Origin of the sequence: Streptomyces adelaidensis (assembly GCF_016598475.1) — a bacterium.
Taxonomy (GTDB): Bacteria; Actinomycetota; Actinomycetes; order Streptomycetales; family Streptomycetaceae; genus Streptomyces; species Streptomyces adelaidensis.
Window position 1 is genome coordinate 36,412 of record NZ_JAEMUX010000009.1, and the last position, 20,439, is coordinate 56,850.

14 protein-coding genes and 2 pseudogenes are annotated in these 20,439 nt (G+C 69.9%); 4 read left to right on the forward strand and 12 right to left on the reverse strand.

All coding sequences use genetic code 11. The features are described 5' to 3' along the window. Positions 1 to 25 precede the first annotated feature (25 nt). Genes I8N67_RS07175 through I8N67_RS07185 form a run of 3 tightly spaced genes read right to left on the reverse strand, consistent with a single transcriptional unit; the run spans position 26 to position 1,001 of the window. A complete protein-coding gene (locus I8N67_RS07175) occupies positions 26 to 436 on the reverse strand; it encodes a hypothetical protein (RefSeq protein ID WP_200301740.1) in 411 nt (136 codons plus the stop codon). Continuing rightward, the gene (locus tag I8N67_RS07180; protein ID WP_200301741.1) at positions 433 to 639 is read right to left on the reverse strand and encodes a hypothetical protein; all 207 of its coding nucleotides are present in this window, start codon (positions 637 to 639) and stop codon (positions 433 to 435) included. Before I8N67_RS07180 ends, I8N67_RS07175 begins: the two co-directional genes overlap by 4 nt. Next, complete coding sequence (locus tag I8N67_RS07185; protein ID WP_200301742.1) at positions 636 to 1,001, reverse strand: alpha/beta fold hydrolase; 366 nt, start codon at positions 999 to 1,001, stop codon at positions 636 to 638. Before I8N67_RS07185 ends, I8N67_RS07180 begins: the two co-directional genes overlap by 4 nt. 270 nt (positions 1,002 to 1,271) lie before the next feature. Here I8N67_RS07185 and I8N67_RS07190 point away from each other — a divergent pair, with 270 nt between their 5' ends. Next, positions 1,272 to 2,912 carry a serine/threonine-protein kinase gene (locus I8N67_RS07190; RefSeq protein WP_200301743.1) on the forward strand — a complete coding sequence of 547 codons (1,641 nt, stop codon included), beginning with the start codon at positions 1,272 to 1,274 and terminating at the stop codon, positions 2,910 to 2,912. Between the two features lie 32 nt (positions 2,913 to 2,944). Here the strand turns inward: I8N67_RS07190 and I8N67_RS07195 are convergent, their stop codons facing one another. Beyond that, positions 2,945 to 4,420: a hypothetical protein gene (locus tag I8N67_RS07195; RefSeq protein WP_200301744.1), complete on the reverse strand. Its 1,476-nt coding sequence runs from the start codon at positions 4,418 to 4,420 to the stop codon at positions 2,945 to 2,947. Between the two features lie 349 nt (positions 4,421 to 4,769). Between I8N67_RS07195 and I8N67_RS07200 the strand changes: the two are divergent. Further along, positions 4,770 to 5,696: pseudogene (locus I8N67_RS07200) on the forward strand (alpha/beta fold hydrolase); the annotation flags it as partial. 123 nt (positions 5,697 to 5,819) lie between these two features. Here the strand turns inward: I8N67_RS07200 and fxsT are convergent. The 8 genes from fxsT to I8N67_RS07240 form a co-directional block, all read right to left on the reverse strand. Continuing rightward, positions 5,820 to 9,812 (reverse strand): FxSxx-COOH system tetratricopeptide repeat protein, encoded by a 3,993-nt coding sequence (gene fxsT / locus I8N67_RS07205; RefSeq protein ID WP_200301745.1) that lies wholly within the window; start codon positions 9,810 to 9,812, stop codon positions 5,820 to 5,822. Continuing rightward, entirely contained in the window at positions 9,809 to 11,146 is a 1,338-nt protein-coding gene (gene fsxC, locus I8N67_RS07210; RefSeq protein WP_200301746.1) for an FxsC protein, read from the reverse strand. The genes fxsT and fsxC overlap by 4 nt, the downstream gene beginning before the upstream one ends. 4 nt (positions 11,147 to 11,150) lie before the next feature. Beyond that, positions 11,151 to 11,816 (reverse strand): TIR-like protein FxsC, encoded by a 666-nt coding sequence (locus I8N67_RS07215; RefSeq protein ID WP_200301747.1) that lies wholly within the window; start codon positions 11,814 to 11,816, stop codon positions 11,151 to 11,153. Positions 11,817 to 11,988: 172 nt separating this feature from the next. Then, positions 11,989 to 14,364 (reverse strand): FxsB family cyclophane-forming radical SAM/SPASM peptide maturase, encoded by a 2,376-nt coding sequence (locus tag I8N67_RS44155; protein WP_200301748.1) that lies wholly within the window; start codon positions 14,362 to 14,364, stop codon positions 11,989 to 11,991. A gap of 34 nt (positions 14,365 to 14,398) precedes the next feature. Continuing rightward, positions 14,399 to 14,554 (reverse strand): FxSxx-COOH cyclophane-containing RiPP peptide, encoded by a 156-nt coding sequence (gene fxsA, locus I8N67_RS07225; RefSeq protein ID WP_200301749.1) that lies wholly within the window; start codon positions 14,552 to 14,554, stop codon positions 14,399 to 14,401. Between the two features lie 416 nt (positions 14,555 to 14,970). Beyond that, positions 14,971 to 15,882, reverse strand: a complete 912-nt coding sequence (locus I8N67_RS07230) for an ATP-binding cassette domain-containing protein (RefSeq protein WP_200301750.1) — start codon at positions 15,880 to 15,882, stop codon at positions 14,971 to 14,973. An 8-nt stretch (positions 15,883 to 15,890) separates the two neighbouring features. After that, on the reverse strand, positions 15,891 to 16,967 hold the full coding sequence (locus I8N67_RS07235) for an ABC transporter permease (RefSeq protein ID WP_200301751.1): 1,077 nt from the start codon (positions 16,965 to 16,967) through the stop codon (positions 15,891 to 15,893). A 7-nt stretch (positions 16,968 to 16,974) separates the two neighbouring features. Continuing rightward, positions 16,975 to 17,994 carry a sugar ABC transporter substrate-binding protein gene (locus tag I8N67_RS07240; protein ID WP_200301752.1) on the reverse strand — a complete coding sequence of 340 codons (1,020 nt, stop codon included), beginning with the start codon at positions 17,992 to 17,994 and terminating at the stop codon, positions 16,975 to 16,977. 331 nt (positions 17,995 to 18,325) lie between these two features. Between I8N67_RS07240 and iolC the strand changes: the two are divergent. After that, a pseudogene (gene iolC, locus I8N67_RS07245) lies at positions 18,326 to 19,298 on the forward strand (5-dehydro-2-deoxygluconokinase). 217 nt (positions 19,299 to 19,515) lie between these two features. Beyond that, positions 19,516 to 20,394 (forward strand): Cgl0159 family (beta/alpha)8-fold protein, encoded by an 879-nt coding sequence (locus tag I8N67_RS07250; RefSeq protein WP_200301753.1) that lies wholly within the window; start codon positions 19,516 to 19,518, stop codon positions 20,392 to 20,394. Positions 20,395 to 20,439: the final 45 nt, after the last annotated feature.

Here is a 20,439-nt window from a genome sequence, read left to right on the forward strand (position 1 = left end):
CGGCACCCCCCGCCTTCGGCTCCGGCTACTCCCCCGCCTGCGGCTGTTCCTCCGGCACGCCCGCCGCCGCGAGCAGTTCGGCCCGGGTCGGGCCCGGCCCGGTGTAGAGCGGGACGCCGGCGCCGAGTCGTACGACGCGTTCCACCAGGCCGGTCCGGATGAGGGCCTCGTCCAGGCCGGTCCGGATGAGGGCCTCGTCGGCGGTGCGCGGCACGGAGGCGACGTCGCCCACGGCGCGGAGCACCTGGGGGGCGCGCAGCCGGACGGCGTCCAGTGTGTTGCGCAGATGCCAGTTCTCGTCGTCGGTGGTGTACGTCCGGCCCTGCTTCTCCTCCTCGATCTCGGCGAGCCGGTGCCGGTCCCAGGCGTTGCTGGCCTCCCACAGCGGCACGAGGGTCTCCTCGGTGGCCTGGTCGTGAGCGAGCACGAGCTTCACCGGGTCGTCCGTGCCCGTCCCGCGCAGCTGGTCGCGGAGGAGTACGCCCTGCTTCCCGCTGGAGGCCACGCCGCCGGGTGCCCGTGCCGCCGGGTGCCCGTGCCGCCGATGACACTCACCCCGGCGAGCGCTTCTCCCCCGAGCCAGTCGGCGAGCTGCGGATACAGGGCGGCCGCCCGGTCCCAGGCGTCGGTCTCGGTCATGAAGGACTCACCGTCGCCGGGCGACTGCCACAGCCGGCCAGGTCGTGCCAGACGTAGGACTCGTCGAGGATGTCGGCGACATCCGCGGCCCAGCTGCGCAGCGGCACGTCGAACACGGTGGCCACCCGGTAGGTGAGCAGCGCGCCCCAGTCGTGGCCGACGAGGTCGACCGGGCCGGGCACGGAACGCAGCCGCTCCACGAGCCAGGCGACGTGGTCGTCCTTCCCGCCGCCGAACCCGGGCGGCACCGGAGCCCCGAACCCCGGGAGGCTCAGCGCGACGCTGTCCCGGTCGAGGTTCTCACGCAGCCTGTCCCAGACCCTCGCGGTCTCGGGCACACCATGGACGAGGACGACCGTCATGACTCTTTCTCCCCCAGCGACGCGGTTGGGCCATGGCAGTAGGTTCATCGGCGGATGTCACCGGTTGGGTTTCACCGACCCGCACACCGTGGCTCCGCGCACTGCTCACTTACCAGTCCGATCGGCTGTTCAACGCGGCCGCCGACTGCTCACCGCCTGCCCCGTACCGGGCCGAGGGGCCCGGCAGGCATGATCCGCCCGACGGCCTGCGACCCGGGCCGGTTATTGTGACGAGGCGAATCGAACGTATGCAGGGCTGGCGGAGGGCACGTGGTGTCGGACGTAGGGCGGCTCGTCGCCGGGCGCTACCGGCTCACGGAGCAGATAGGCCGCGGCGGCATGGGCACGGTGTGGCGGGCGGAGGACGAGGTCCTCGACCGCCAGGTCGCGCTGAAGCAGCTGCACGTACAGCCGCACCTGTCCCCCGAGGACCTCGCCACCCTGTACGAGCGCACCCGCCGCGAGGCGCGCAGCGCGGCCCGGATCGCGCATCCCAATGTGGTCGTCGTCCATGACGTGGTGGACGACGATCACGTGGAGGGCGCCGACGGCACCGGGGGCGGCCGGCCCTGCATCGTCATGGAGTACGTCCCGGCGCCCACCCTCGCCGATCGCCTCACGGACGGCCGGACCCTCTCGCCCGAGGAGGCGGCCCGTATCGGCCTGGGCATGATCGCCGCGCTGCGCGCCGCGCACACCGCCGGCGTACTGCACCGGGACGTCAAGCCCGGCAACGTACTGCTCGGTGCCGAGGGCCGCGTCGTCCTCACCGACTTCGGCATCGCGATGACCGCCGACGCGTCGACGCTCACCAAGACCGGCGAGATGGTCGGCTCCATCCACTACATGGCCCCGGAGCGGATCCGCGGCCAGAAGCCCGGCCCCGCCTCGGATCTGTGGGCCCTGGGCGCCACGCTGTACCAGGCGGTGGAGGGCCGTCCGCCGTTCCGGCGTCTCACCGCGATGGAGGCCGCGTACGCCATCGCGGTGGACCCCCTGGAGCCCATGAAGCGGGGCGGCGCCCTGGAACCCCTCGTCGAGGCCCTCCTCACCAAGGACCCCGCCGACCGCCCCACCACCGAGCAGACGGAACGGGCACTGCGCGCCGTGGTCTCCGGAGCGGCGACGGCGGCGCTGCCGACGTCGGCCACCGGGGGCGCGGCCGGCGGGTGGGAGACCAACGGGTCGAAGACCGGCGGGAACGCGGCCCGGGAGCCGGGAGCGAACGGGGACACCGGCAGCGGAACGGGCGGAGAAGGTGGCAACCGCGGCCGCACCGCCCCAGCGGCGGACCGCCCCTCCCGCCGTGCCCGGGGAAAGCGTCGCCGTCGCGTCCTCGTTCCGCCGGCCCTCGCCGTGACCGTGGCCGCCACCGTCGTCGGAGCGGTGCTCTACACGTCGAACCCCGACGGTGATTCCTCGCGGAAAAGCGGCGCGGCCACCCCGGCCTACTCGCCCTCCCCCGTCCCCGCCGGCTACCACCTGGTCACGGAGCGGAGCCTCGGCGTCTCCTTCCCCGTCCCGGACGGCTGGACGCGCGACACGCGGACGGCCGAGCAGGTCACCTACACCGACGAGACGAAACGGGTCGGCATCACGATCGGCATCGTGGACCCCGCCGGCTCGCACCCCATGGCCCACTTCAAGGACATCGAGGCGAACACCAAGCTCAACTACTCCACGTACCGGAAGCTGCGCATGCAGAAGACCACCTTCCGGGGACAGCCCGCGGCCATCTGGGATTTCACCTTCCAAGGACGGGCCCGCACCTACCGCGCCATCGACCTCGGCTACGGCCGGGCAGGCGAACGGGAGTACGACATCTACCTCTCGGCCCCGGAGGCCGACTGGGACACCTACCGGCCCGTCTTCGACAAGGTCAGGGACGGGTTCATCACCGACACCTCCTGAGCCCAGGGCGCGTCGACGCCGGCGCCTCGCGCTCACCGAGCCACGACCGGCGCCACATGCAGCCGGAACCCGGCCGCCCGGTGGGCGGGCCAGTCCCGGGCGAAGCCGGGTGGGCCGCCGCCGGGGGCGACGAGGGCGGCGACCGGGATGTGTTCGGCGGTCCGCAGGATGTCCTCCCGGGTGGTGTTGGCGTTGTTGCCGTGGGTGTGGGCGGAGGCGCAGCCGGCGTAGTACGCGATGGGGATGGCGTAGTCGCCGGTCAGCAGGCAGGGCGGTCGCACCCCCAGCCGCCGCAGTTCGGCGGCGGTGCGCTCCCAGTCGCGATGGAACGCGGTGGTGCGCTCGACGACGCGCGCCAGCACCGCGTACTGCACCGCCAGATGCCCCACGAGCCCGAGCACCACCACCGCCCCGACGACCGGCCGCCAGGCCCCGCCCGGCCCCGTGACAAGGCCGAGCAACGCGTCGGCGACGGGGAGCGCGAGGAGGGCGTACGCGGGAAGCAGGAACCGTGGCGCGGCGTATCCGATGAGGAAGAGGTACGGAACGGCGGCCGTCGCCGCGCAGACCAGCAGCACCGCGGTGGGCGTCCCGCGCCCGGCTCTGAGTGCGACGGCCAGCCCGAGCGCGGCCAGCACCGGCAGCACGAACCACCACGCCATGACCGCCACGTGCGGCAGATCACCGGTGCACGGACGGCACAACGTACGCCCCACCAGACCGCGCAGCTGGTCGTCGACGGCGAAGTTCCAGCCCAGCCCGCCCTGAACCCGGGACGCCTCGGCCAGCCGCCGCGCCAGACCGCCGTACTGGGCGTACGCCTCCAGGACCCACGCCCCCGCCCCGGTGCCGAGCCCGGCCGCCATCGCCACCAGCAGCCGCGGCCGCCGCCACCCCCGTACGCCCACCAGCAGCGCGAACAGCGGCAGGGTCACCCACACCGTGTCGGTGGGCCGCATCCACGCCATCAGGGCGGTACCGGCGGCGGCTCCCCACAATGCCGTCCGGTCGGCGGAGCCGTCCCGCGCGCGCAGGAAGCACCCCACGACGACGAGCGCGCCGACCGCGACCCAGTAGTTGGGCATGGCCTGCGGGCCGTAGAAGAGGGTCATCCACAGCGACGCGAACAGCGCGCCCCCGAGCACCAGTACACGCACCGGGAACAGCCCCCGCCAGGCGCGCAGCGCGAGGTACAGCCCCACCCCGGACAGCACCGCCAGATAGACCCGCAGCACCACGGTGGACGACGACCACACGGCGACCGGCGCGACCAGCAGCGGCACACCTCGGGCCCGCGGCGCGCTGAAGAAGGCCGCCGGCGCATGCGGGCTGACCTGACTGACATACACCGACTCGTCCCAGCCGAGCCCCATCCACGGCGGCACGAGCAGGAGTTGGGCCAGCGTGAACAGGCCCGCCAGCACGGCGAGGGGGGTGAGGGCCGACGCGGCGGCCGAGACGGCGACGGGCACGGCGGGCGGAGCGGCGACGTTCGAACTGATGCGCATGAGCCATCCCGGAAAATAGGGAGAAAAGCCGCTAAATAGACAAGAGCATGAGCCCTTCCCTCCCGGTCGGAAGACACGGCACACCGACCCGAGCGCCCTCCTTCACCCACCCGGCCCACTTCCTCCCCTCGCTCGCGTCACTGGGTCACCACGAATTCGCCCCTCCACCGGCGGCCCGTGTGCGGGTGCACTACCTTGGGGCGTGAACAGCCGAGCGGCCCACGTTTACCCAGTTCTTGCCACATGAAGCCAGAACGGCTGAGCACCTACTAGGAGCGGGACCTCCCATGCGCGATGCTGGGAGGTCCCGCGCTCCAGACCACAGCCGCTGGCAACGGGAAGGCATCGGGTGGTTAAGACAGTGCCGTACGGCGGGCGGACGATCGCCTACGAGACATGGGGCGATCCGGACGCACACCCGGTGTTTCTGCTGCACGGAACTCCCGGAAGCCGACTCGGGCCCCGCCTGCGCACCTTCGATCTGCACAAACTCGGCGTACGCCTCATCGCCTACGACCGACCGGGGTACGGCGGCTCCAGTCGCCACCCGAAGCGCCGAGTCGTCGACGCCGCCGAGGACATCAACGCCATCGCCGAGGCCCTGGATCTCAAGAAGTACTCCGTGGTGGGCAGATCCGGCGGCGCACCGCATGCCCTGGCCTGCGCGGCACGGAATCTCGGCAGCCAGGTGGCGAGTGTCGCCGCGTTGGTCTCGCTCGCCCCGCCCAACGCCGACGACGACGGGCTCGACTGGCACCGGGGCATGTCCGAGTCCAATGTGTCGACGTACGACCTGCTCGACCGGCACGCCCCCGACGTGACCGAGCTCGGTGCGCTGCTGGCCCGCAACGCCGAGACCATCCGGCGCGATCCCACCCTGTTCCTCGCGGCCCTCCGTGACGAGATGCCGAGCGTGGACCGGGTGATCGTGGAGGACGCCGGAATCCGCCGGCTCCTCCTCGTCAACTACCTCTCCGCGGTGGGCCGGGCCGAGCAGGGCGCGGGTGCGACGGTCGATCCGCGTGCGCCGATGGGCTGGGTGGACGACCTGGTCGCGTTCCGCTCACCCTGGGGGTTCGATCTCAAGGCCATCGACCGCTCGGTACCGGTGATGCTCTGGCACGGAGAGCACGACGTCTTCGCCCCGGTCGCCCATTTCCGCTGGCTGGCCAGGAAGATCCCCAGCGCCAAGGCCGTACTACAGCCGTCCGCCGCCCACTTCGCGGCATTGCCGGCCCTGCCGCAGGTGCTCGCCTGGGTGCGCGACCAGGCCGGGCTGACCACAACTGCCGTGACGCCTCCGGCCGTTGCCGAGACCGGCGACGGCCGCACCAACTGGCTCACCACACTCAAGCACAGCCAGGCTCACCACGGTCAGGCACAGCCCGGCTCGCGTCGGTCAGATCGGGTGCGGCTCCAGGTCGAGACAGCTGAGGTCCCACTCCTGGAGGGCCAGCACCCGGGGGTGCTCCCTGCCGATGCGCTTGCTCAGCGCGGCTAGCGTGTCGTGATGCCTGGTCCGGGCCTCGTCGGCCCGGCCCAGCCGGCTCAGGATGACGGCGAGGTTCCCCGCACAGGTCAGCGTCGACGGATGAGTGGGCTCAAGGACCTCGTCGAGCAGCTCGCACGCCTCGACGCTGGTCCTGCGGGCTTCCTCCCACTCACCGAGCGCCGCCTCGGCGACGGCCAGGTTCGCCCGGCAGATGAGTACATAGGGATGGCGGTCGCCGTTGAGGTCGCAGAACCTCCGCTCGGCCAGGCGCAGCAACTCCCCTGCCTCGGCGGCGGCTTCGGGACGGATGGTCTTGATGTCGTCGAGCAGCAGAACCGCGGTGTTGACCGAGCAGGCCACGGTCTGGGAGTGGCCCTCGCCCAGGCTGTCCCTCAGGTCCTCCTGCACCTTGCGCATCATGCTCAGCGCCTCGACGACACGGCCCTGGGCGGCCATGTCGCCGGCCAGGCTCATCTCCAGCAACAGCCGCTCCGAGGACGACTGCTTCTCCCCGTCGGGAGTGCTGCGCAGCACATGGCGGACGAGTTCCTCGGCCTCCACGGCCCGGCCGGCCCGGCGCAGTGAACCGGCCAGCCCCTTGGCCGTGTTGAGCACGGTCGGCGACCCCTGGGTGAGACGCGGGTTGCGCAGGCAGCGCTCGTAGGCGCGCTTCAGCAGGGTGACGGACTCCTCGTAGTCTCCGCAGTCCCGCAGGTCACGGCCCAGGTTCACCGCCGACTCGATGGTCAGAGGATGGTCGTGGAGCTGGATCTCCTCACGCAGTTCCAGCGTCCTGCGGTCCAGTTCGCGGGCTTTGTAGTAGTCGCCGGAGAGCCGCAGGGCGACGGCTAGGTTGTTGGCCGCGCTGAGGGTGCGCGCGTTGTCCTCACCGTAGATCAGCTCGTACCTCTGGTACGTCTCCTGGTCGTACCGCAGTGCCTCCGTCAGCCGGCCGAGCCCTCGCAGGTCGGCCGCGATGCTGCTGGTGGTCATGAGGATGTGCTGGTCGTCGATGTCGTCGAGTACGGCGAGCTGCCGCTCCAGGACCTCCTGGTCGAGGGCGAGCGACTCCTCGTACCTGCCCTGGGCGCGCAGGATGTTGGCGATCTGGAAGCGCATGTGCAGCGTCCAGCGTTCGTCCGGCTCGCCTTCGGCGGACCAGGTGGCCACCCGCCGGTTGCTGTAGTCCATGGCCTGGGTCAGCTCGCCCCGGCGGCGCAGCTGGCGGACCCGGTCCGCGAAGAGTTCCTTGATGCCTTCGTCGGGAGCGGTCTCGGCCCACGGGGTACCGAGGTGCGGCCAGATGATGCGGTACTTCTCCCAGGTGTTGGGGTTCTCGGGGTCGTCCCCGCTGGGCCTGGCGGCGACCAGTGAGCGGTAGACGACCTCCTGCGCAGCCTCTCGCTCCGCTTCGGTCATCTCCTCGCGCATGGCGATCTGCATCATCCGGTGCACCGTCACGCTGCGGGCCTTGCGGTCCACCGAGACCAGTGAGAACCGGCTCAGCTCCTTGTACGCCCGGGAGACCGTGCGGACCCCGCCCAGTGCTCTGGAGACCTCGAAGCCCTCCAGCAGGTCCATCGAGATGGGCTCGGGACTGTAGTACGAGCAGATCTGCAGAAGCTGCACCGCCGGCGGGAACTTCTCCCTCAGTTGCCCGAGGGCGAACTCCCAGGTGTGGGTGCTCGACTTGACGACTTCGCCCACCGTGTTGTCGGCCGGGGCGCCGGTGGCATGGGGCTGGAGCTGCTTGATGTAGCTGCGGACGTCGACTCTGGTCTGCTCGATGTAGGCGGCGGCCCGTTCGATCGCGATCGGCAGGTCGCCCAGGGCCTCCGCGATCTGGTCGGCCTCGGGCCAGCCGCAGTCGGGCAGCCGGCTGTGCAGGTGGGCGATGCTCTCGCTCCGTTCGAACACCGGGACGTCGACGATGTCCACGAAGCGTCCCCAGCCCTCGGAGCGCTGGCTGGTGATCAGGATGTGGCCGGCCCGGCCGTCCATCATGAACTCGGGGAGGTTGTCGGCCTCCGTGACGTTGTCCAGGATCAGTAGCCAACTGCCGTACGGCTCGCCCTGGTTGAGGGTGCGGTACACGGTGTTGGCGGTGTCGGTCGGATTGGTCCGCTCCGGCAGACCGAGCGATTCGGCCATGCCCGCGTACTGCTCGACCGCCAGGATCTTCTGCTCGGCCTGGATGTGCCAGATGAGGTCGTAGTCGCTCTTGTACCGGTACGCGAACTCCTGGGCCAGCAAGGTCTTTCCGACCCCGCCCATGCCCTTGAGCACGAGCGCACGGGTGTCGTCCTTCCACAGTTGCTCCCGGATGCCTTCCAGGAGTTCCGTACGGCCGGTGAAGGACGCCGTACGGATCGGGACCGAGAAGACCGGAGGCTCGGCACCGGGGTAGCGGGGCAGTTTCTGCTCGCCACCGGTGAAGTGACTGCGCGTGAGCGACTCCGCCGACCGGCCGAAGCTGCTCAGCAGGGCCTCCCGGCCCGCTTCCGCGGTGTCGCAGTGGGTCATGTCGGCGAGCTGTTCCGTGAAGGGAGCGTCCAGGGACAGCTTGCGGTCGATCTGCATCGAGACCAGTTGATGCGAGCGCCGGTCGCCCTCGGCGTAGACCGCCTCCCAGGTCGTGCGGAAGCGGGACGACCTGAGGTAGGCCTCGGAGAAGATGACCAGGGTGTGCGAGGCGGACTCGACGCCGCGTTCGATCTCGTCCCTGCGCTGCGCGCCCTCGACCGTGCCCTCCTGCGCCAGATGCACCTTGAAACCGGCGTGCTCCAGGACCGCGCCCGCCCAGTTGGCCCAACTCCGGTCCTGCGGAACGAAGCTGACGTAGACATCGGAGATCCGTGGCGGGCGGTGGCGGGTGTACCGGTCGAGGGTCTTGCGGCGCAGCGGCTCGTCGATGCGCGGCATCGACTCGACCTGTCCGTCGGTGATGACCTTGGTCAGTCGTTCGTAGGCGGAGAGCAGGCTCTTGGGGTCCCCTGGCTGCTCGCGGAACGGCGCCAGCGTCTCCTCGTAGGAGTAGATCGGCCGGTAGGGGATCTCCACGCTGCCCCAGTAGTCCTCCGGATCCTGGTCGGTGATGTGCTTGCGCACGATCCGGTCGAAGCGGTACTGGATCTGCCCGCGGGCGGCGTCCAGCCGGTCCGCCTCGGCGTTCTCGACCCGCATGGGGACGGGCAGGATGCGGATGTCCCGGTTGCGGTACAGCATCCCGTCGATGCGCTCGGCGACCCCGGCCGCGCCCTCGATGCTCTGGCTGCTCGGCGTGAAGCAGGTGACCAGGGTGTGCGGCAGATTGACGGTGCAGATGTCGGAGATGTCGTTGAGTCCGGTACGGCTGTCGATGAGGACATAGTCGAAGTTCTCGACGAACTCCCGCTTGAGTCCTTCCAGGAACCTGGTCGCCAGCGGCCCGTCCATGAAGGGCTTCCAGTCGAACTGCGAGAACGCCGAGAGGTAGCCCTTGTTCTTCGTGCCGGCCGGGAGGTAATAGAGCTGGCCGCCCGAGGGAAAGGCCCAGTCGACCTGGATGAGGCAGCTGTTGAGGGAGATGCCGTCGGCGGCCCAGCTGTCGGCCATCGCCGACAGTTCGGAATCCAGCTCGTCCTGATGCGTCTGCTCCGCGATGTGCGAGGCCTGGAGCATCAACTCGGTGGAGCGGCTGACCAGTTCGAGCACGCCGGGAGTGGTGCGCAGTTGACTTTCACTCAGGAAGGGGTGCAGGAAACGATCCAGGCCCGGGGCGTCGAGATCCCAGTCGACCACCAGGACACTCTTGCCCGAAGAGGCCAGGATCCATGCCGTGTTGGCGAGCGCCATCGTCCGTCCCGTACCGCCCTTGTACGAGTAGAACGTGATGATCCTGCCAGCATCCTCGCCGGTCATGGCCTGCCCTCCACGCGACGTCCGTCGCTCGATGCCCCGTTGTCCCGGCCGGCGTCGGGCCGTCGGGACAGGTCCGCACCGGATTCCGGAACATCCCGGACGCCACTTCCACTCCGGGACAATTGCGAATGAATGTACCGCAAGAAGCGGATCTTGGTTGCCTCGGCCAGCTCGCCGAACCAGCGGGTGAAGACGTCCGCTCCGGCCAGGCCGCGCACCGCCTCCTGCTCTCCCGCCCGGCCCTCGGTGAGGAAACGGGGGAAGTTCGCGGTCAGCAGTCCGCGCAGCCGGTCGGACTGCTCCTTGGTCTGCAGATCGTCCCCCGCCAGAGTACTCAGCACCGCCGTCCATGGACGGCGGGCCCTGTCGAACTCCCTTGCCTGACCCGCCATTTGGGGATTCTCCAGCGCCCAGGGATCCACCACCAGGATCCACGGCGCGGACGGGAGTTCGGTTCCCCTCAGCTCCGTCTGGGTCTTGTGGAACGGCAGCACGGTGGGAGCGAAGCCGAGATTGCGGGCCAGTGCCTCCATCTGCTCGACCAGCGGTCCCACCGCCTGGCCGTAGGGGCGCCAGTCGTCGACGCGCGGTCCGTAGCGGGTGTTGTCGCGGCCTACCGGTAACTGTTCCTCGGTGGGGGCGAGCACCGTGATGTGCAGCGGGGAGGCGAAGGGCGGGTCGGCGAAGGCGTCGTCCAGCCCGGCCAGCGTCACCGGCGCCGTCTCCGGCTCCGTCGCCCTCCCCGAGCCGGAGGGTCGCCTCGACGGCCCGGTCGCCTTGGCCGCCTGGTCGACGATGCGTTTGGCGAGCCAGTCGGTCACCTGGGCGACCTGGGCGGCCACGTCCTCGTCCTCCGGGTCCGTCCCCTCGGTCAGGTCGAGCATCTGGTCGAGCAGCCGGAGCAGTCCCATGGAGGCGTAGCTCTCGGCCGCTTCGCCGATGCCCTTCGGCACCTCGGGGTACGCCTTGACCTTCTTGGGGAGCGAGGTGGGCGAATGCGGAGTCCACAGCACCGGGACGATGCCCGGCCCTGCGCCCTGCGCGGCCCGCTGGGTGACGGCGGTCCACTGGCGCCCGCACTGCGGGTTGCTGAAGTACCGTTTCGAGTACAGCGGAACGAAGACCTCGGACCCGTAGAGGGCCTTGATCGACTTCTCTCCCGGTGTGCCGGGGCGCTCGACGAAACCCGCCTCCTCGCGGGGCACTCGTGCGTGGCGTGCCACTTTCCCGCACAGTTCGTCGAAGAACTGGAAGACCAGGCGATTGGGATCCTGCGAGGCGTCCCGGTGTCGGGGAGCAGGGACCCGCGCATAGCTCATGAAGAACATCGGCATCCTGCTATTCCCCCTCGTCGAAGACGTTCCGGAGGTCTTTGAACAGCTCCACGTCGCACGGTTCCAGGCTGGTCTGCTGAGCCACTTTGACAATCATCTGGGCGAGCGCCCATACGGAGCTGCGGTACTTGAGATGGCGTCCGGCCTGCTTCAGCCCGTAGAGACCGGACTGCAGGTACTCCTTACCCAGATCGGGGTGGGAGTACTGCACCTTCCCCGCGACCTGCGGCAATGGCAGCGTCAGATGCTGCGGCCCGACCCAGAGGACGGGGACGATCGCGTTACCCGTGTACGGCCGGGTGCGGAGCTGTTCCTCCTGACGCCGCGCGAAGGCGTCCCATTCCTTTCCGCACCATTCTCTTCTGAAGTACCGGCTGTTGTAGATCGGTACGAAGACCCGGCAGGTGGCCAGGGCGTGTTTGAGTCTGTTCTCCCAGTCGGCGCCGACGCCCATTCTCTGGTCGAGGAATCCGGGCGATTCCTCGCCGTCATGGTCGGTCAACTGCATGATGTCGCTGCATAACTGGGCATGGAACTGTTCCAGTGCCATATCCGACGCGTCTTTCTTCGCCCGCCCTCCCGTCATCGGGGTCCGGGCATAGCTCATGAAAAACACGTACGGATCGGAGGAAACCGTCGACCGGGTCGCTTGAGAAGCCGGATGAATCATGGACTCGCCTTTCCCCTCCCCCGTCGCCCACCTCGGGCCTCCCAGGCCCCGAGCATCGCGGCTGGATCTCCTCCAGGATCCATTGGAACGCGAAAACTACTGCCGGTGCCAGGGGTTGGCCGGAGCAAGTTGTACCGGACACCGTTACGAAAGAGCGGGAGTTGGCCCACCATTACACCGCGAGGGGGCCGCTTTCGGCCACTCCGCCCAGGGTTTCCGCCTCGTCCCGGAGTCCGCGCACGAAACGGCGGCCCAGGGCGGTCAGTGAGCCGGCTCCCGCCACGGTGTCCAGGGCGTCGAGCACCGCCGTACGCCACTTGCCCGCCTCGGCGAGGGAGCGTTCGTGCAGCGTGGCGCCGACGTCCGCCGCCCCGCGCCGGACCCTGAGCCGCCAGATGTCGGCGACCGCGAGGTGGGCGTAGGCGCCCTGGACGATGGCGTCGAGGGGCCTGGGATCGGGTCGCCAGAGCACCGGGTAGCGGCGCTCGTCGAGGCCGTCGAGCAGGTCGAACATATCGAGCATCGCGCCCAGTTTGACGTGCTGGAACTCGTGGACGATCAGCAGCGCCAGGTCCTCGGCGGAGCGGGGCAGCGCGATGCCGACCGCTGCGAAGGCGTGCCGGGAGGTGGCGCTGACGTCGTCGCCGGAGGGCTCGGGCGCGAGCGGGGTCACCGCGGTCAGGCCGGCGGCGATGCCCTGCGCGTAGTCGGGGTACTCGGCGCGGATCAGCTGCCAGGCCTCGCCGAACATGGCCTCCCACTGCCGGAATTCGGCCTCGGGCAGCCGGGGCAGCGGTTGGTACCCGTAGCAGTCCCGGGAGGGGTCCACATCGTCCAGGACCACGGCCAGGCCCTCCGCGGACAGCCGCCGCAATGGCTGCCAGACCATGCCGTCGGGCGGCCGCTCCCGGCCCAGGGTCCGCCCTTCCACGGTGATCGCGGCATCGGAGGCCGTCACGGTGACGGTCCCGGACCGCCGGTCGCGGCTCCCGGCGCCCAGCAACAGCCGCCCCATGCCGGGCAGATGGATCGCCGAGCCCTCGGGTCCGTGCCGCAGCGGGACGGGCAGGGTCAGCTGCCCGCCGGTGCGCGCGACGGCCGACAGCGCGGCCTCCGCCGGGTGGCCCTCGGCCCGCCGCCGCACCGACTGCCCGCAGGCGAGGGCCCACACGCGGAGATAGGGGTCGGCCAGCAGCACGTCCAGCGCGGCGGTGGGCAGGGCGAGGATCGCCTCCCAGCCGGGTGCCGAGTCCGCCGAGCCGAGAGGGGCCGGGGAGTCCGCGCGGCGGGCGGCGGCCAGCAGCGCGCGGCGCTGGCTGCTCTGGGCCGCGGCGAGCGACCGGACGGCCGCGGTGCTGCCGTGGCCGGCGGCCAGTTCGTCGAAGTGGGTCCAGGACAGGCCGTGCCAGCCGTGCCGGACGTCGATGTCGTCGCGTTCCGTGCCCTGGACGTACTCGATGATCTTCAGCAGGTCCGTGCAGTAGACGGACGGGTTGTCGAAGCCGTTGGCCTCGCGGTGGCGGTGCCCGTACAGGCCGCCGCCGCAGACCGAGACGACGGGGCATGCCCTGCACTGCGCGCTCAGCCCGTCCAGCCCGGCGCGGCGGGCCTGGATGCCCCGGTGTTCGGCGGCCTCCTCCAAGCGGTGGGTGGCGATGTGCAGGCCGGTCTCCGGGGCTCCCGGATAGGCCGTCTTGAGCCAGTCCGCCTGTTCGACGGCGCCGTCGGTCTCCACCACCAGCAGGTCCGAACTGCCCAGCCCCAGCGCCTCGGTGAGGCTGCCCCGGCCTCGGGTCAGCCGGCTGATCGACTCGAACATGCGGATCCGCATCGGCATGCCGTCCGCGGTCCACCGCTTGTGCACGGCGATCAGCCAGTCTGCGTAGTCGGAGCCGGTCCCGCCGTCGGGGCGGGGCGGCGGATACTCCCAGGTGGCGTGCGGCAGCAGGAAGTCGACGGCGGGCGGGCGCAGTGCGGCGAGCGACCGGTAGACCTCCACCGGGTCGTTCTCCACGTCGATCGTGCAGAGCAGTCCGCCGAAGGCGCTCCGGTGGGCGGGGGCGCCCAGGTGGCCCACGGCGGCCACCACGTCCCGGTAGGAGCCCGAGCCGTCCCGTCTGATCCGGTGGCGGTCGTTGGACGCCTCGTCGCCGTCGAGCGAGATGCTGGTGACGATGGACTCCTGCGCGAGCATCGCGCAGAACGCGTCGTCCAGCCGCAGCCCGTTGGTCTGCATCCGCAGATCGAGTTCGGCCACGCCGTGCAGCGCGGAACGCAGTGCCCGCGCGAAGCCGCGCAGCCGCTCCCGGCCGGCGAGCAGGGGTTCGCCACCGTGCAGGACGACGTGTACGCGGGTGAGCCGGTGCGCGGCGGCGTGCTCGGCGATCCGGTCCGCCGTACGACGGAACGTCTCCTCCGACATGGTCACGGGACGGCCGCGCCAGCTCTGGTCGGCGTGCTGGTACACATAGCAGTGGTCACAGGCCAGGTCGCAACGGCTGTGCACTTTGATCACGAACTGGCGGAAGGGCCGCGTCGCCGCGATCACCGGTACCGTTCCCCTGAGGTTCCGGCCGGCCTGGTCAGAGCGACGACTGGAAGGCGGCCACCGGTTCTCCGCCCCCCGCGAGCATCCTTGCCAGAGCCGATTCCTGAGCGGACTGAGGTACCTCGTCAAGCGAGGTGTCGTGCAAGTCCCTGACGACGCTCGTGGCGAAGGGCTGCTCGTAGCTGTCCATAGGCGTCTCCTCGGCGTACGGCTCCGGGCGGCAATCCTCATGGTGACGGCCCGGTAACCGAACAGCAAGGCGATCGCCAGCCAAGTCCGGTCCAAGGAGCTGTCGTCGAGCGCCGTTGTCCCGGCGGGGCGGCAGGCCGCTCGATCGTCTTCTACTTCAGCACGCGCGACACAGAGGCCGAGTCAAGCACCTTGAAAACTAGGGAACTTGGGGTGACTCCGGCTTTTCCGGCCGTACCCGGAGGGGACGGGGGGCAGGAAAGGGAGGATCCCAACGGGGTGCGCGGGGGCCGAAATTGACTGTCCTTCAACATGTTCGGCATGGCCCCCGCCGAGACGACGTGACCGCCCGCGAAGACGACGTGGCCGCCCGGAGAGGCGGCCACCTTCATCGTGCGGTCCCGACGGCCGCGTCGGTCACGCAGCCCCGTCCTTCGTCGCTGTCGCTGTCGCGGTTGCGGTTGCGGTGAGGTCTTCGGCTTCGGGGAGTTCTTCGACGTCGACTCCGCGTACTTGTGCGAGTTCGTGTTTGAGGGCGGCGAGTTCGGTGCCGCCGGCCATGTGGTTGGTGAGTTCTTCGAGGCTGACCTGGTCGCGGGCGGCGGAGAGTTCGAGGGTGCCCAGGCGCAGGACGCTGAAGTGGTCGCCGACCATGTAGGCGTGGTGGGGGTTGTGGGTGATGAAGATGACGCCGAGGCCGCGGTCGCGGGCGGCGGCGATGTATTTGAGGACGACGCCGGACTGTTTGACGCCGAGGGCGGCGGTGGGCTCGTCGAGGATGAGGACGCGGGCGCCGAAGTAGACGGCGCGGGCGATGGCGACGCACTGGCGCTGGCCGCCGGAGAGGGTGCCGATGGGCTGGTCGAGGTCGTCCAGGACGATACCCATGTTGCGCAGTTCCTGTCCGGCGGTCTCCTTCATCTTCTCGATGTCGAGGCGGCGCAGGGGCCAGGGGCCTTTGGTGATCTCGGAGCCGAGGAAGAAGTTGCGCCAGACCGGCATGAGGGGCACGGTCGCCAGGTCCTGGTAGACGGTGGCGATGCCGGCGTCCAGGGCCTCGCGGGGGGTGTTGAAGCGGACGGGGCGGCCGTCGACGAGGAATTCGCCTTCGGTGTGCTGGTGCAGTCCGGAGATGATTTTGATGAGGGTGGACTTGCCGGCGCCGTTGTCGCCCAGGACGCAGGTGACCTTGCCGGGGTGGACGCTCAGGCTCACGCCGTGCAGGGCGCGGATGTTGCCGTAGGCCTTGCCCGCGTTGTCCAGCTCGACGACGGGGGCACCGTCACTGACGGCGGTGCCGCTGACGGCGGCTTCGCTGGTGTTGGTCATGGGGTCATTCACCTCCGGGTCGCTTGGCTGCGGACCCACAGATTGACGAGGGCGGCGATCAGGAGCATCACGCCGAGGAAGGCCTTGAACCAGTCGGGGTTCCAGTTGGCGTAGACGATGCCCTGGTTGACCATGCCGAAGATGAAGGCGCCGATGACCGGGCCGATCGCGGAGCCGTAGCCGCCGGTGAGCAGGCAGCCGCCGATCACGGCCGCGATGATGTAGAGGAACTCGTTGCCGACGCCCTCGTTGGACTGCACCGTGTTGAAGGAGAACAGCAGGTGCATGCCGACGAACCAGGCGCCGACGCCGACGCCCATGAACAGGGCGATCTTGGTGAAGGCGACGGGGACACCGACCGCGCGGGCGCTGTCCTTGTTGCCGCCGACGGCGAAGATCCAGTTGCCGAACTTGGTGCGCAGCAGCAGCCAGGTGGCGATGGCGGCGAAGACCAGCCAGTAGAAGATGGTGATCTTGAAGTCGACGCCGGCGAGGGTGACCTCCGAGGCGAAGACGCTCTTGGCCTGCTCGAAGCCGTCCATGTCCGCGATCGAGTCACTGGCCACGTTCTCGGTGAAGATCTTCGTGATCGCCAGGTTGGAGCCCTGCAGGATCAGGAACGAGCCCAGGGTGACCAGGAAGCTGGGCAGGCCGGTCCTGATCAGCAGCCAGCCGTTGAACGCCCCCACCGCCAGGGAGACGATCAGCGCGACGAACACGCCCGTCCACACGTTCACGGTGAGCTGGAAGCTGATGATCGCGGCGGTCAGCGCGGAGGTGGTGACCGCGACGCCGGCGGACAGGTCGAACTCCCCGCCGATCATCAGCAGCGCCACCGGCAGGGCCATGATGCCCATCACCGACGCCTGGTAGAGCACGGTCGACAGCGAGCCCAGCTCCCGGAAGGAAGGGGCGACGGAGAAGAAGAACAGGTACACGCCGATGGCGGCGATGAGCGCGCCGACCTCCGGGCGGGCCAGCAGCCGCCGGCCCAGGGAACGCTGCGCGGTGCGGCCGTCCTTCTGGGCGGCCGGCGGAGCCGGCAGCGAGGAGGAACTCGCCGCCGGTGCCGTTGCTTGGGTCATGATCAGATCACCGGGTGCCCTTCGCGGCGTACTCGGCGACCGCGTCGACGTTGTCCTTGTCCACGAACGCGGGACCGGTCAGCACCGGCTCCTCGCCACCACCGCTGTAGTTGCCGTTGTTCTTGTAGAGCCACAGCGAGTCCACCGCCAGGTAACCCTGGAGGTAGGGCTGCTGGTCGACGGCGAACTCGATGTCACCCGCCTTGATCGCGTCCGTCAGCTCCTTGTTCAGGTCGAACGTCGCCACCTTCGCCTCGCTGCCCGCGTCGTCCACGGACTGCACGGAGGTCAGGGCGATCGGCGCGCCGAGCGTGATGACCTCGTCGATGGAGGTGTCCTGCTTGAGCTTGGCCGTGACGGTGGACTTCACCGAGGGCATGTCCGTGCCGTTGACGTAGAGGTTCTCGGTCTCGCCCTTGAAGGTCTTCTTCACGCCGGCGCAGCGCGCCTCCAGCGAGACGTTGCCCTGCTCGTGGATGACGCAGACCGCGTGCTTGGCGCCGGTCTCGTTGAGCTTCTTGCCGAAGGCCTCGCCGGAGACCGCCTCGTCCTGACCGAAGAAGGAGAGCAGACCCTCCTCCTGCCAGACGTCCATACCGGAGTTCAGACCGACGACGGGGATGCCGGCCTTCTCCGCCTTGGCGATGACGTCCTTCATCGCGTCGGGCTTGGCGAGGGTGACCGCGATGCCGTCGACCTTCTGGTCGATCGCGTTCTGGACGAGGTTGGCCTGGTTGGCCGCGTTCGGGTCGTTCGAGTAGACCAGCTTGACGTTGTCCTTGGCGGCGGCTGTCTGCGCGCCCTTGCGGACGATGTCCCAGAAGGTGTCGCCCTGGCCGGCGTGGGTCACCATCGCGACCGTCATCTGGGGGGTGTCGGCCTTGCCCGCAGAGGCGCTCGACCCACTCTCCTCGGCCTCCTTGCCACCGGAGTCGCTGGAGCAGCCGGCTATCAACAGCGCGGACGCCGCGGCCATGACGAAGAAGGGGGCCACTCTGCGCGAGCGGGGGTGAAACGTGCGGTCCATCTTTCCTGCACCTCACTGTGCGACGGGGGGAAAGGGAACGGGACAGCGTCGGGCGGAGTGCCCGCGCGGGCCCGGACATCGAAGTCCGGATCATTGTGCCGGTAGGCCGACTGCGCTGTTTCGTTGGGACGGGATACAACTCCTGACAAACCCGCCTGTCAAGACTTTGTTAAGACATCATTTCACAAGCAGGTCCGAATGTCCGTACAAATCCTTGACAGAGGGCCGTCTCGGGTCCTACACCTGGGACACATCCGGACCCGTGTGCTCGCATCCCCCGCGTGCAGTGGGTCTCCGGTGGCCCGCATCCCCCACCCGAGGAGCGACGCGCATGCCCGAGTCCGCCGATTCCTTCGACGTGATCACCATGGGCCGTATCGGAATCGATCTCTATCCGTTGCAGACCGGCGTCCCCCTCGCCCGCGTCGAGACCTTCGGGAAGTTCCTCGGCGGGTCGGCGGCCAATGTCGCGGTGGCGGCCGCGCGGCTGGGCAACGCCTCCGCCGTGATCACCCGGACCGGCGACGACCCCTTCGGCACCTTCCTGCACGAGGCCCTCAAGGAGTTCGGCGTCGACGACCGGTTCGTCACCCCGGTCGCCACCTGCCCGACCCCGGTCACGTTCTGCGAGATCTTCCCGCCGGACGACTTCCCGCTGTACTTCTACCGCCGCCCCAAGGCCCCCGACCTGGAGATCCACACCGACGAGCTGGACTTCTTCGCCATCCGCGCGGCACGCGTCTTCTGGATCACCGGCACGGGACTGAGCGAGGAACCCAGCCGCTCGGCCACCCTCGCCGCCCTCAAGGCCCGCGACAGATCCGGCATCACCGTCTTCGACCTCGACTGGCGCCCGGCGCTTTGGAACGACGCGGCCTGGGCGGACCCCGAGGCGGCCCGCCCGTACTACGCCGAGGCCCTGCGGCACGCCACCGTGGCCGTCGGCAACCTCGACGAGTGCGAGATCGCCACCGGCGTACGCGAACCCCGGGCCTGCGCGGAGGCCCTGCTGGAGGGCGGGGGTGGAGCTGGCCGTCGTCAAACAGGGACCCAAGGGTGTCCTCGCGGTCCATCGCGACGGCACGGTCGCCGAGGTACCGCCCGTGCCGGTGGAGGTCGTCAACGGCCTCGGCGCGGGCGACGCGTTCGGCGGCGCCCTCTGCCATGGGCTGCTGCGCGGCTGGGAGCTGGAGCGCACCATGCGGTACGCCAACGCCGCGGGCGCGATCGTCGCGTCCCGGCTGGCCTGCTCGTCGGCGATGCCGACGGAAGGGGAAGTGGCGGAACTGGTGGCGGGCGCGTGACGGTGCGTTGCCGGGTGCGGGTTCGGTGGGGGCTGGTCGCGCAGTCCCCCGCGCCCCTGAAAAGCAGGGGCTGCGCCCCATGCTTTTCGCCTTTGGGGGCGCGGGGGACTGCGCGAGCGACCACAACGCACCCGCACCCGCCACACCCACCTCACCACCCGATCCCTGACGCGCCGACCGGGGTCGAAGGGGCAGCGCCCCTGGAACGGAGCCCAGCTTGACCATCCGCATCCCCGACCTCACCACCGTCCGCGCCCGCCACCCCGAGGCCATCGCCGAGGCGGCAGCCCACCGCGTACGGCGCCCCCTGATCGGCGACAGCGGCCGGCTGATGATCGTGGCCGCCGACCACCCCGCCCGCGGCGCCCTCGGCATCGGCGACCGCCCCCTCGCCATGGCGGACCGCGCCGATCTCCTCGAACGGCTCTGTGTCGCGCTGTCCCGCCCCGGCGTCGACGGCGTGCTCGCCACCGCCGACATCCTGGAGGACCTGCTGCTCCTCGGCGCCCTCGACGACAAGGTCGTCATGGGCTCCCTCAACCGCGGCGGGCTCGCCGGCGCCTCCTTCGAGATGGACGACCGTTTCACCGGCCACCGCCCGCAGGACATCGAGCGGCTCCGCTTCGACGCGGGCAAGCTGCTGCTGCGCATCGACTACGACGACCCGGGTTCCCTGCGGACCCTGTACTCCACGGCCAGGGCGGTAGACGACATGGCGGCGCGCCGACTGCCGCTGTTCGTCGAACCGTTCATCTCCCGCCGCGTGGACGGCAAGGTCCGCAACGACCTGAGCGCCGAGGCCGTCACCCGCTCCATCGCCATCACGGCCGGGCTCGGCGGCACCTCCGCCCACACCTGGCTGAAGCTCCCCGTCACCGACGACCCCGACGCCATGGCCGAGGTCCTGGAGACGTCCACCCTGCCCGCGGTGCTCCTCGGCGGCGAAGTGGGCAAGGATCAGGAGGGCGCCTACGAGAAGTGGCGCAAGGCCCTGCGACTGCCCACCGTCCAGGGCCTGGTCGTCGGGCGCTCACTGCTCTACCCCGCCGAGGGCAGCGTGGAGACGGCGGTGGACACCGCGGTCGGGCTGCTCTGAAGCCCCGAACAGCACCGAACCCGTAATCACCACCCGCAATCACCG